Origin of the sequence: Bradyrhizobium altum (genome assembly GCF_020889705.1) — a bacterium.
In the GTDB taxonomy this organism is placed as follows: domain Bacteria; phylum Pseudomonadota; class Alphaproteobacteria; order Rhizobiales; family Xanthobacteraceae; genus Bradyrhizobium; species Bradyrhizobium altum.
The window spans coordinates 75,905-89,386 of record NZ_JACMYP010000004.1; the positions used below are offsets into that span (position 1 = coordinate 75,905).

Annotated in this window: 7 protein-coding genes; 5 read left to right on the forward strand and 2 right to left on the reverse strand. The window is 60.6% G+C overall.

Translation table 11 applies throughout. The features are described from left to right. Positions 1–129 precede the first annotated feature (129 nt). From H8B02_RS02890 to asnB, 4 genes are all read left to right on the forward strand, one after another. Positions 130–1,929: a heparin lyase I family protein gene (locus H8B02_RS02890; RefSeq protein ID WP_229164774.1), complete on the forward strand. Its 1,800-nt coding sequence runs from the start codon at positions 130–132 to the stop codon at positions 1,927–1,929. A 497-nt stretch (positions 1,930–2,426) separates the two neighbouring features. Continuing rightward, positions 2,427–5,171, forward strand: coding sequence for a type I secretion system permease/ATPase (locus tag H8B02_RS02895; protein ID WP_229164775.1), 2,745 nt, complete (start codon positions 2,427–2,429; stop codon positions 5,169–5,171). Then, a complete protein-coding gene (locus tag H8B02_RS02900; RefSeq protein ID WP_229164776.1) occupies positions 5,158–6,582 on the forward strand; it encodes an HlyD family type I secretion periplasmic adaptor subunit in 1,425 nt (474 codons plus the stop codon). Before H8B02_RS02895 ends, H8B02_RS02900 begins: the two co-directional genes overlap by 14 nt. A 545-nt stretch (positions 6,583–7,127) precedes the next feature. Continuing rightward, positions 7,128–8,795: an asparagine synthase B gene (gene asnB, locus H8B02_RS02905; protein WP_229164777.1), complete on the forward strand. Its 1,668-nt coding sequence runs from the start codon at positions 7,128–7,130 to the stop codon at positions 8,793–8,795. Positions 8,796–9,020: 225 nt separating this feature from the next. On the opposite strand, the gene H8B02_RS02910 is transcribed toward asnB, so the two are convergent. Beyond that, positions 9,021–10,181, reverse strand: coding sequence for a GNAT family N-acetyltransferase (locus H8B02_RS02910; RefSeq protein ID WP_229164778.1), 1,161 nt, complete (start codon positions 10,179–10,181; stop codon positions 9,021–9,023). Between the two features lie 526 nt (positions 10,182–10,707). Further along, positions 10,708–11,145 carry a hypothetical protein gene (locus tag H8B02_RS02915; RefSeq protein ID WP_092125497.1) on the reverse strand — a complete coding sequence of 146 codons (438 nt, stop codon included), beginning with the start codon at positions 11,143–11,145 and terminating at the stop codon, positions 10,708–10,710. Positions 11,146–12,171: 1,026 nt separating this feature from the next. Between H8B02_RS02915 and H8B02_RS02920 the strand changes: the two genes are divergently transcribed. After that, positions 12,172–12,426: a PilZ domain-containing protein gene (locus H8B02_RS02920; protein ID WP_229164779.1), complete on the forward strand. Its 255-nt coding sequence runs from the start codon at positions 12,172–12,174 to the stop codon at positions 12,424–12,426. Positions 12,427–13,482 lie beyond the last annotated feature (1,056 nt).

Consider the following 13,482-nt stretch of genomic DNA (forward strand, 5'->3'; position numbering starts at 1 on the left):
TGCATCGGAAATCCGCTCGTGGCGTAGGCGTTGCGAGTGCGTGGTATGTCGCGCGCCTTCGCGCCGCGGCCGTAAATTCCCTTGTAAGCGTCAAAGAGAAAGCATCTCTGCGACCCATGGAGGCCTGAATTGGATACGACTGGGACAATCACATCATTTTCTTCCACACCGATGACGAGGTTTTCGATCGGGGGCGACGTCTACGGAGTGCAGGATGCGAGCACGAGCTACAGCCTGACCAATCCTGATCCGCAAACTCTGCGCTTCCAAGTCCAGCAGGGTGATCATGCCTGGTACGATGACTCGTCTGTCGACCGCTCCGAAGTGTCAGGCGCGGGCAACATTCCCGGCGGCACTCCGCTCAACTTGAACTATCAGTTCATGGTGGAGGCAAATGGCCCCAACGGGTCATTTACGAATACCGCAGATGGCTGGTTCATCGTCGGACAGATGCACAATGATGATAACTCGAGCGGCGTGGGCACCTCGCCGCCGTTTGCGATCCAGCTTGTCGGCGATCATCTGCAGGTTGTCGCCAGATATGTCCAGCCGGGTCAGGACCCGAGCAACGGGGCCGGCAATGTGCAGATGCTCACGCTCTGGACTGACCCCAATCCGATCCAGACGGGCGTGTATAACAACATTCAAATACAGGCCGACGTTTCGAACACCGGTGGCGGGTATTTGAAGGTCTCGATCAACGGGACCCAGGTCGTGAATTATAGCGGCCCCTTGGGCTATGGGCAGGCCACCAACTGGGAATACGGAGTCTATCGGTCGACGGCGCCCGAGACCGTCGCGGTCGACTACCGAAACATGACGTTGTTGACAGGGGCGGCGGCGACCGCCCCGACGCAGCCGACCACACCGACCACGCCCACCACCCCGAACGTTGCGCCGACGGTGACGAAGGCCTCCGCTTCGCCGGGGACCGGAACCGAGCATGTCGGCGATGTCGTCACGTTGACGCTCGGCTTGAGCGAGGCCGTGACCGTCAAGGGTACGCCGACGCTGTCGCTCAACGATGGTGCCAGCGCCACCTATGTTGGCGGCTCCGGGACAAATACGCTCACCTTCCAGGTGAAAGTCGCGGCGACTGACACGAACACCTCGGCGCTCGCCATCACGGCCGTCAATCTCGCGAACGGCGCGAGCATCACGGATTCTGGGGGGCTTGCCGCCAATCTCTCGGGTGCGGTGAAGACATTCTCCGGTCTTCAGATCTCGAACACGCCCATCATGCCGACGCAGCCAACCACGCCGACAACGCCGACAACTCCGTCGACGCCGACGGTGACTACGCCGGTGCTCTCCGTCGCGGACAGCTCGCTATGGGTCGCCGGCAGAGGCGGTCATGTCGACCTGGGGACCAAGCTGTCCACGACCGATCCCAACGACAAAGTCAGCCTGAACATCAAGGGGCTGCCGAAGTATGAGACGATCACGACCGGCGATGGCACGACGTTCAGGGGAGGCAACATCACTCTGAGTTCTGCGCAGGTCGCCAGCGGATTGACGCTGACATCGTACTACCGGGGCAATGCTCATCCGGTCTCGACTCTTACCCTGACCGCGAGCGCCACCGACCCGGTTACCGGCGCTGTGACGTCGGCGACGCCACAGACCATCACCGTCACGGATCCTCGTCCGTCCGCAACCTCAGGGAGCACGGCAAACCAGGACCATGGGCTGCACCACCACCACCACCTTGCGTCGGGCAGCAGCACGCTGGCAGCTACCGTGCCGCAGACAACCTCTTTGGCGAATTACGACACGGCCAAAGGATCCCAGGCGAGCCATAGCTTCGCGCTGCTGAACCAGTATCTGGCGGGTAGCTCTGGTCGGGTCGACGGCGGTCTGATCGCGGCAGCCGTTTCGAACGGCACCGCCTGGGCGCAGAACGCGTTCCTGACGAAGCCCCACCACTAACGTACTGCCGCACCCGGGCACCTTGCGCCCGGGTGCGGCACCGTCAGCTTCTTGGACGGCGGGCCGCAAGAGTGGTCGGTCGGCAGCCGCGGGGGCATGGTGAAACCAATCCACAACAGAGGATTGCCGGCCGCTGCTATTTGACGGAAAATCCCCGTGCTGATTCCGATTCGATACTTCGTTGTGAGCGTAGAACGTCTGAGTTTAGCTCAGTTTCCAGGCACAACTTGCGTGTGCATAAATCACAATTCGAAAGTTTTTTCGCCATTTTTGCTCGTTAACCAACGCGCTCAGCCAATCGGGGGGGCGATTTTCAAGTATCCCGTCGCGCTGAAACCTCCTCGCGGTTCGAGGCCCTAATGCTTTGATGATTGCTTGCGCCGTTTTGGCTGCGAGCAGGCGTGTGTCGCGTATCCTCGGATAGGCGTCATTGGAATTCCATGTGCATGAAAAGGAACACCAACGCGGCCGGTAGCCGCGAGGAGTAGAGTAACGAAATGGCGATCCAGAACGGAAATGCCCACGCAACTCCAGATCTAGGGTTTCGAGCGCTGGCTCTGTTCCTGCGCCTTCATGGCGTGAACACTGAACCCGATCAGCTCCGCGATCGTTGCGGAGACAATGGGATAGGCATCCGCGGAATGCTTCGTTGCGCGCGCGAATTCGGGGTCAAAGTCCGTGCGACGACAATGGATTGGCCGCGGCTGGCGGGCATCCAGCTGCCTGGAATCGCTTCGCTGCATGACGGCGGATTCTTGCTTCTCGGAAAAATCGAGGACCAGGTAGCGCTTGTGCTGCACCCGACCTCGTCGCATCCGCGGCGGATGACGCGTGCGGAATTTGAGGCGATCTGGGATGGCGGCTTGATCTCGCCCGGCTCACAGAGCCTCACACACGGCGCACGTCAGGCGATTGCCGACATCCGCGCCCGGGCAGTTGGCCTGGGCGCCGGCCTGATGCGCCACGCCGGTGGCCTGCTGATGCTTGTCCGCGACGGCTTGACCAAGGCCCGCGACACCTTGTTGACGAAGGCGCCCGACATGCGGGCGCGTTTTGCCGCTTCCGGCGATGTTGCGAACGAGGCCGCGGATATCGGGTCCCCGGCTGCGAGCGCCGCTCCCGACGACGTCGACGAATCCGGGCTCATTGCGCTTGCGATCTTGCTGCGTTGCCATGGAATTGCTGCCGACCCCGCCCAAATCCACCACCGGGTGGGCGCGGCGCGCCTCGGCGTCACTGAAATCCTGCGCTGTGCCAAGGAATTCGGGCTCAAGGCAAGGGTGCAGAGGACCAGCTGGGACAGGCTTGCAGTCACGCCGCTGCCGGGAATTGCACTGCTGCGCGACGGCAGCTTCCTGATTCTCGGCAAGCTCATCGACGGCAAGCTTCTCGTTCAGCGCCCGCTGTCTCCGCGCCCCGAAACACTTTCCCAGGCCCAGCTCGAGGCCATCTGGGATGGTGGCATTATTCTAATGGCCCGGCGCGCCAGCCTGACCGATCTCGCGCGACGCTTCGATATCGCCTGGTTCGTCGGCGCCATGCAAAAGTATCGCCGCCTGCTCAGCGAGGTGCTGGCGGCGTCGTTCTTCCTCCAGATCTTCGCCGTTGTCTCACCGTTGTTCTTCCAGGTGGTCATCGACAAGGTGCTCGTGCATCGAAGCATGAGCACACTCGACGTTCTGGTCATCGGCCTTGTCGTGCTGACTGTGTTCGAAGCCATTCTCGAGACACTGCGTGTCTATCTGTTCGCGCATACGACAAACCGTATCGATGTCGAGCTCGGTGCCAGGCTGTTTCGCCACCTCATGGCGCTGCCGATCGCCTATTTCCAGACGCGCCGCGTCGGGGATTCGGTGGCACGCGTCCGGGAGCTGGAGAATATCCGCCAGTTCCTGACGAGTTCGGCGCTCACGCTGGTCATCGACCTTCTTTTCACGGTCGTCTTCCTTGTGGTGATGTTCTACTACTCGACGACGTTGACCTGGATCGTGCTCGCGTCCTTCCCATTCTACATCGGCATATCGGCGGGAGCCGCGCCGCTATTCCGCGCGCGCCTCGATGAGAAGTTCAATCGCGGCTCCGAGAATCAGGCCTTCCTGGTCGAAAGCGTCACCGGCGTCGAGACCTTGAAGGCCATGGCGGTCGAGCCGCAGATGCAACGCCGCTGGGAAGAGCAACTCGCCGGCTATGTCGCCGCAAGCTTCCGCGTGCTCAGCCTGAACAACACGGCGAGCCAGGCAGTTCAGATGATCAACAAGCTGGTCATCGCCGCGACCCTTTACTTCGGCGCGCGGCTGGTCATTGGTGGGGAGCTGACCGTCGGCGAACTCGTCGCGTTCAACATGCTGGCCGCGCGCGTCAGCACGCCGGTGCTTCGGCTTGCACAGGTCTGGCAGGACTTCCACCAGGCCCGCCTGTCGATCGATCGTCTCGGCGACATCCTCAACACCATTCCGGAGCCGAGCTTCACTCCGTCCCGCGCTGCGTTGCCGCCGATCCGCGGCCAGGTGAGGTTCGAACATGCGACTTTCCGCTATCGCATCGATGGCCCCGAGGTGCTGCATGACGTGTCGTTCAGCATCGAGCCGGGCCAGGTCATCGGCATCGTCGGCTCGTCGGGGTCGGGCAAGAGCACCGTCACCAAGCTGATCCAGCGTCTCTATGTTCCGGAGAGCGGACGCGTGCTGGTCGATGGCGTCGACCTCGCAATGGTCGACCTGAGCTGGCTACGGCGCCAGATCGGCGTCGTGTTGCAGGAAAACGTGCTATTCAACTGCACGATCCGGGACAACATCGCACTGACCGATCCGACCATGTCGATGGAACGTGTCATCGAAGCGGCAATGCTGGCCGGCGCGCACGACTTCATCCTGGAACTGCCCGAGGGTTACGACACCATCGTGGGCGAGCGCGGCAGCAGCCTGTCTGGCGGACAACGCCAGCGTATCGCAATCGCGCGCGCGCTGATCACCGACCCGCGCATCCTGATTTTCGACGAGGCGACCAGCGCGCTGGACTACGAAAGTGAGCGCGCGATCCAGCAGAACATGAGGCGGATTTCCGCCGGCCGGACCGTGATCGTTATCGCTCACCGGCTGTCGACTGTACGTAATGCCGACCGGATCATCACGCTCGAGCATGGCCGCATCGTCGAGGACGGCAGCCATGATGAGCTGATCCAGACCAACGGCCGTTACGCCAATCTTCATTACCTGCAGGCCGGTATCCATGACATCCGCTAGTCGCAACATCGTCCCGTTTCCGAGACGCGAACTTCGGCGCCGGGAGCACGAGCTCGCATTTCTGCCGGCGGCGCTCGAAATCGCCGAGTCGCCGCCGTCACCGATCGGGCGTGCGATCGGAGCGAGCATCATCGCAATGTTCTGCATCGCACTGCTGTGGGCGACGCTCGGCAGTGTTGATATCGTCGCCACGGCGACCGGCAAGATCGTGCCCGGCGGCCGCACCAAGCTGATCCAGCCGTTCGAGACGGGTGTGGTCCGCGCCATCAAGGTCCGCGACGGCCAGAGCGTGAAGGCCGGCGACGTTCTGATCGAGCTCGACCCGACGATGACAGAGGCCGACCAGGAGCGTCAGAAGAGCGATCTGCTAGCGGCAGAACTCGACGCAGCGCGATTGCGGGCGGCACTTACAGCCGATCCGCTCGCTGCCTTCCGTGCTCCGCAGAACGCAAGCGCCGCAGAGATCGAGATGCATCGCCAGTTCCTGATTAGCGAGCGCGCCGAGCAAAATGCCAAGCTTTCCGAAATCGAGCGGCAGCAGGGGCAGAAGGAGGCGGAACGAGAGACGACATCGGCGAGTGTTGCCAAGCTGGAAGCTACCATTCCCGTGCTGCAGGAGAGGGTCGATATCCGCAAGGGCCTCGTCGAAAAGGCACTGGCTTCCAAGGTCGTCTATCTAACCGAGTATCAGGAGCTGGTCGCCATGCAGCAGGATCTTGTGCTGCAGAAGAGCCGACTGCGCGAAGCCGATGCGGCAATCGCGTTACTGAAGGAAACAAAGGAGAAGGCTGGCGCAGAGTATCGCCGCGCGACCTATGACGCACTTGCGAAGGCCGAGCAGAAGGCTGCGAGCGCGGCGCAAGAGGTGATCAAGGCGGACCGGCGCACGAAGCTCCAGCGTCTGACCGCGCCAGTCGATGGGGTCGTGCAGCAGCTTGCCGTTCATACGGTTGGCGGCGTGGTGACCCCGGCTCAGGCGCTCGCAGTGGTGGTTCCGAGCGAGAGCCAACTCGAGATCGAGGCCATGCTCTCCAACCGCGATATCGGATTCGTCCATCCGGGGCAGGCGGCGGAGATCAAGATCGATACCTTCAACTTCACGCGCTACGGACTGCTTCACGGCGACGTGCTCAGCGTATCGACGGATGCCATTACGCGCGACCGGACGCAGGGGTCGAATGACCACCCGTCGGGCGCCACGTCGAGCAGCAGCGAGCCGAAGGGTCAGGAGCTGGAGTATGCTGCGCGCGTTTCACTCGACCGGACACACATGCAAGTGGAGGACAAGCTCGTCAAGCTCGGTCCGGGCATGGCGGTGACGGTCGAGATCAAGACCGGTACGCGCAGGATCATCAGCTACCTGCTCTCGCCGCTGGCGAGGTACAAGCAGGAAGCGTTGCGGGAACGGTAAGCAGCCGTCTTGCTTGGGCGAGGCCTTGTGCCCGGACCAAGCCGGGCGCCACGCAGGCCCAATGCGGATGTTGGAAAGGCCCGGATCGCCAGTGATGCGATCCGGGTCGGCACATCGCCGCCCAGATGTGGCAAGGCCCTGAGGCAACAGCTTTGCGGTCGTCGTTGAGCGGCCCAGCGACCAGGCATTCTCGTCTGCGGGCAATCGAGGCGGGGCCTCATCCCGTAGATCACTGGATTTGTTCGGACACCCCCGACACATGGACGCGGCGTGAGGTATCCGCCGCCAATAATCTCTGCGCCACGCCGGGGCCACCTCGCTCCACCGGGACGTCCGTCGGCATCGTCCGCCGTACACCGATCACGCTGCCGCTCTGAGGGCGCAATACGGCGCTTACCTCCAGGCAGCCTCTCAACGCATTTTGGTTACTTCGGATGGTGCGCTGTTCAGCTAGCGAATTCAATGCCACTGTTGGGCATTTCAGTTCAATGCAGGCGCTGATCGTGGTGGGATAGATCGGCCAGCATGCGGAAGGGTTAATCACCTTGTGCGGCTTCGTTGGCATATTCGAATTCACTGAATCGTTTGAATCGGCGCGCAGCCGGGCGCTGGAGATGGCAAAGACGGTTAGGCACCGTGGCCCGGACTGGAGTGGCATTTATTCCAGCGAACGCGCGATGCTCGCGCACGAACGGCTTTCCATTGTCGACGTAGAGCACGGCGCCCAGCCGCTTCTCGACCTCGCCGCGGGGCGGGCGCTGGCTGTGAACGGAGAGATCTACAATCATGTCGCTCTGCGCGACGCACTGAAGCGGCCGCACGCCTGGAAAACGAAATCAGACTGCGAGATTATCCTTTATCTCTACGACGAGTACGGACCAGCTCTGTGCAAGATGTTGAGTGGCATTTTTGCGTTTGCCCTCTTCGACGAACGTACCGGTTATTTCTTCGTCGCCCGGGACCACATCGGCATAGTGCCGCTTTATATTGGATGGAGCGGCGACGGCGTAACTTATGTCGCCAGCGAAATGAAAGCTCTTGATCCGGTGTGCGAGACGATCCAGGAGTTTCCGGCGGGACATTACTATGACGGCAAGGCTCGCGAATTCGTCAAATGGTATGATCCTGAGTGGGCGCATGCATTTCCAACCAAGAAGGTATCGCTGCACGAGCTCCGGACTTCACTCGAGACCGCAGTCATACAGCAAATGATGTGCGACGTACCTTACGGGGTACTTATTTCTGGTGGGCTCGACTCCTCGCTCATCGCAGCGCTCGCAGCACGACACCGCTTCAAGCGGATCGAGTCCGGGGAGACCGAGGAGGCCTGGTGGCCAAGGCTACACTCGTTCTCCGTGGGTTTGGAAAATTCACCCGACATGAAGTATGCGCGAAAGGTGGCGGCTCACATCGGCACGGTCCATCATGAAGTTGTTTTCACGGTGCAGGACGGACTGGACGCGTTGCCCGATGTCATCCGGCACCTGGAAACCTTCGATGTCACCACCATTCGTGCTGGTACGCCGATGTATCTTATGGCGCGCAAGATCAAGGCAATGGGCATCAAGATGGTGCTGTCTGGAGAAGGGGCTGACGAGGTATTCGGCGGCTATCTCTACTTCCACATGGCCCCATCGGCAGAAGAATTCCACGAGGAGACTGTTCGAAAGCTCTTTGCGCTGAGCAGGTACGATTGCTGCCGCGCGAACAAGGCAACCGCTGCCTGGGGGGTGGAAGCCCGTGTACCGTTCCTGGACAAGGAATTCCTGGATTACGCGATGTCGATAAACCCGGCCGAAAAAATGTGCCCCGGCGCGAAGATCGAAAAGGGCATATTGCGGGAAGCTTTTACCGACCTGTTGCCGCAGGAGATCTTGTGGCGTCAGAAGGAGCAGTTTTCGGACGGTGTGGGGTACAGCTGGATTGAGTGCTTGCGGAATCATGCCGAGGGTAAAGTCTCGGATCAGATGTTCGCAGCGGCGGGTAAGCGCTTTCCGAAGCAAACGCCGACCTCGAAAGAAGGCTACTTCTATAGAACCATCTTTGACAGCATTTTCAAGAATCCGACGGCCTGCCTAACTGTCCCCGTCGGTCCCTCGATCGCGTGTTCGACGCCGACCGCGTTTCTCTGGTCCCAGCAATTTGCGAGTATGGATGATCCATCCGGAAGGGCAGTGAAGGGCGTACACATCGAGGCCATTGATAACATGTGAGCAGTCGGCAACTGCGGCCGCGAAGGCGCCGCCCGGGCCATCAGGCTGCTGCGGACCATGCGGACCAGGTTGAGGGGATCGCGGCCTCCACGACAGCGTCGGTCCGAACTCGGCGGCCAGTGCGCCTGCACGAGCCTCTATGGCTGGATCTGGACGCCTGAACCGGGAGCAGACTGCGATCTTCCCATGTGCCTGGCAGTTCGGAAGGCGGCCGCGGCCAATATCTCAATTTGCGTTTGCTGCCCCGAAGAGCCGCAGCTTCTTTTTTGGAAGGTTCATAGCGATCGTTCGCAGCGTCCGTTTCGCGTCACGGAGCTTGGCCTCGATGTGGCGTTCTGGACCGTCTCTGCAAATTGTGATCCACTTCATGGCATACTCGCTGTTTGCAAGATGGGCCTTGTGCCCAGCGCCACCAGCCAGGAAGTCGTAGCCGCTTTCCCCGCGTGAGATGCTATCCTCAATAGCCAGCACATGGCTCACGAGCCCGGGCTTAATGCGGCCATCGCTCTCGTAAAGAAAGCCGCTTTGGTAGTTCAGGACACGGCCGTCATGCACGAAATTGTACACGACCCCGACCGTCTGATCGCCAACCAGCGTCCGTGAGATGCGGACCGCTCCTGTGGGAACTCCGCGCGCGATCAACTCCTCGTGGAACGGACGGAAGCCCGGATTGGCGAAAGCCCCTTTGCGTCCCCATCGCGACCGATGAAAGTCGCTCAGCAAATCGAACGCAGCCAGGGCCTCCGTCGTCGTTTCCATGATCCGGAATTCAAGGGGGCCTCGTTCGGCATACAGCCTCATGGCACGGCTCACGGCCTGGCGCGTACTGCGGCCCAGTGTGGCGCGGTAGTCCTTCTTTTGCTGACGGGCCTTGGCGAAATCAACCCATAAGGCCGTATCAGCCTGTTTCACCTCGCTAACGAGCCCAGCCTTGCCCGCAGCGCGGCAGGCGGCCAATTCGAGGTCCGCATCAATTCCGGAGAGCACCAACTGATCCGCGCGGCGCAAGCGGGACGTCAAAGCGTCGAGACCTGCCGGAATAATGGTGTCCGGTTGCTCTGCAAGGATACTATTGCACTCGATGAACAACCGGTCGAAACGGGTATCTCCGGATTCATTGAGCAGCCAACGTGCCCGCGCATGCGGCCCAAGTCTCCAGGCTCTGCGCCGGCAGATGATCGCCAACCCGACGATCTTGCCTGACGACCGAGCTACGAGGACGTGCGGTTGGGTGCCATCCGGAATATGCCGTAGCCAAGTGCCGATCCAGAGCCAGGACAAGAAGAACGAGTGAGTGGCCCGAGCTTCGAGCTCCTTCCACGCGGTTTCAAGCCAGGCAATGCTCTCCAGAGCCTCCAGGCTGACATCGGTGACGGCATCAGGCATGCTCATTCTTGTTCAACGCCAGAGGACCGCAAGCGCGCTTTGATGAGAGAACAAGGATCCTGCTGCAATGATCGCGCATAATCCCATGATCGGGCGGGCCTGCTCACACACGAATCCTTCTGGCGGCCACGCCATTGGGCGTCTGTGACCGTCGCCTCGGCCGGGCGGATGGCGGTACTATATCTGGAATTCGACCTATGTGCGGACCCTTTCTGGTTACCTACTCCTGCGACTTGTGCCTTCGGCGCGACTGTGCCGAGGGAGGCTGTGACCGGCCAGCTTTCGGCTGGCGCCGGCGCTCCGGCCGGGCGTCTGACGGCTTTGACTGTGCCCTCTCACCGTGACCTGCCATCGCGCCGCGCCAGTTTGGCCGTGCCGCGTTTGAGCTACGGAGTGCGAACTTTCGGCTTGAACAGCAGTCTTGTCTGCCCGTTACGTGCTGCCAGCGGCGGCGCGGCCGGCGCGATACGCTCTGGCAGGTATCGCACTTCGATCGCGCTATTTCCGCAATTGTGAGGTGGAACGACTACGATGGTCGGGATAGAGCCTGGACCGATGCCAGGAACGCTCCGAGTTGCTCGACCAAATCTGCGGCGATCGACTTGTCGACCATCAGAATTGTGGTGCCCGGTGTTTTGTCGGATGACCAGGCGCCCTGAGCGGAGATCGCAGCATGATCGGAGCGGACCTTCACAAGCACGCGAACTCTCTCTACGTTGAGACGCTCGCCGACGAGATTAGTCCCTTCCACAGAGCCGCCAGCAGTTTGCCTGCCGACTGCGACGGGCGAGACCTCTAGTATCGCCTGGGCCAACCAGATCGCATGCTTGTAGGGAATCGTCCAAATTGCCGAGCCATGATCGGCGTCAACATCGACTCGAAATGCCAGTCCGTCATCGGAAGTCTCAATCCCGCGAAAACCCGTGATGGTTTGTCGGTCAAGCGTGCCGTCTCGATTGGTCAACGCGGGCCTCAATTTTGCTTTCGCGATAGTGAGCGTTGCTATTCCGAATTCAACCTGTTTTCGAGTGAGCTGATCGCTCCGTAATTGGGCGGGACCGTCGCTCCCTAGGCTGGAGCGGCGATCCCTTATCGCACGATAAGTTTGGCGGGGGTGTGGGTGTCCGCCAATCCGCACGACTGAGGACACGGTAAATCGGCAAATGCCTGCGGCAAATTGCCATTCTGAACTAGTCCTAACTAAGAGGTTCAACAGCACGTCGCCTCTGGGGGCAAAGGTATTAGCGCGCTGCAAAAATTGCGAAATCCTGGTGACGAAATTCAAGGGAGAGACGTAAAGTCATTGGTCGAGGTTGACCGCTACAACCTCCGAAGCCCCATAGCCCCAGCTCCCCCTGAGCTAGGGCTCCCCCGCGCCACGGACGTCGCTGCTTGGTCCACCGTGGGCGCTTTTGACCTTGGCGACGCCCGCGAGGATCCAGTCGTCGCCTGGCCGCGACAATGAAGAGGCCGCCAAGTGAGGCGACCTTACATTCCCGCGCAAAATGCAGCTTTCAACCACTCCAGCACGGCGGCTGAAATGGGGACAGCGCCCCGGTCGGTGCTGTCCAAGTTAGGTCACTCGCAGGAGCGGATTAGGCCATTGGCGCACCATCATTGGAACAACAATACCCCGTGTAACTCCGACGGGGTGAGTTCAGGCCCTAAGCCTTGCACCCCGGTAACGGCCCCGGTCTATCGCCCAGATCGGGGCTGTTTCTTTTCGGCGGAGCAGCGGCTGGTAGCCCGCCCATCGCGGCATGTGCACGCTATGGGGGTCGAATTCTCTCCATCGCGGGGCAAAGGGGCGGCATCTGCAGAAAGAGAGAGCAGGGGCGTGGGGCTGGTCGGCTGCGGCTCCAATTGGCTCACAGCGCAAAGCTGCGTCGCCGGCTTCGAATTGGTCGCGGCGCCTCGATCGTTAGTAGAAGCGCAATCTTTCTCCCGCAGCATCGTTCAAATTTACATTGGTTAATTGATGGGCTCGGAAATGATTGCTTTTCCCGACAGGCGAAAGTCTGTGCGTAATCCATCGCTGGACAACGGCTTGATCAGGTTTGGTGACTTGGCGCTGTGCTGTATCGTTGGTGACATCACGGAGAACGGTGCGGCGCTGAAGGCGGATGATCCGCCATCACCTCTTCCAGACCACTTCACGCTGATCGTTCCACCTAACAAGACTTACTCGTGCAACGTCGTTTGGCGAAGAGGTGCATGGGTTGGCGTCGTGTTCGTTACTGAATGAAACGAGCCAACCACGACTTCAGATATCCTGAGCAATTTGCGGAGAGCTGACAGCGCCGCTCGTCTCAGCAAAGGCAGTCATGCCAAGCCAGAGGTAGGCGCGACCAACGTCGGTTATGAAGCCTCGGCGTAGACTACCGGGCGAAACCAAATGAAGAAGGCCGCCAAACAAGGCGGCCCTACTCTGCAATTCTAGGATTGGTTTCCGTCATTCAATTGGGCATTAGTCCCGGCGAGGACAGCCTCCCGCTCAAATGTGCACTCGTCTCTGCGTATCGGGCAAGCTTTAGCAGCGCTTCCTTGGCTGCACACGGGGCAAGGGCTGCGGCCTCGTTCCGCAACTCTCTAGCTCGCTCTGCGAGCCGTGCCTCGAGAGTATCCCTCTGAACCACGCGTTGGCGTAATTGTCCCATGCGCTTTCCCTCGACCGGTCCCCATCCGGAACTTACGATTCCAAGCTTTAACAGCGCGTAAAAGCTCCCCTGGAGGAAGGCGTTCTGTGACGCCAAGACGGCGCCAAGAGGGCACCAAATGGGATAAATTGCGAATTGCCTGGCAAAGCACAGATTTTGCTGAAGGCCGAGGGGGCGAGCGCTACGCGTCTCCGAACCTTTGACACCGGCTTAGGCAGTGATGTCGGTGCTGGCGCTTTTTCATGCGAGAAGACCGGCCTGGCTCTGCTCTTGCGATGTTCGAGCCATCGCGACCTTGGCGTGCTGTAAGCCGTCCCAGTGTTCGGCCAGCATGTCCTTGTTCTGATGCAGCATAAGGCGGTCGAGATTCTCTCCCCGACGGGCTCCGGTGCTCGAGCGTGCTCGACGACCCGGCGAGCCATTCCGGGGGGCGGTCGTTGTCGTTTTCATGCCGACTTGAGCGTCACTTGCGCCTGCCTTGGTCTCAGATACCCGGGCGATGGAGTTCGTTACAGATGGTGTGTCGAACTCGCAACGTCTCAATAGTTTCGCTGGGTATCGGACGTGTTTGGGCTTCACGTCGTTGCTAATTCATCGTCTAATAATGACGGACCTTCGGCGGCGATTTTATTTCCAAGACGTTC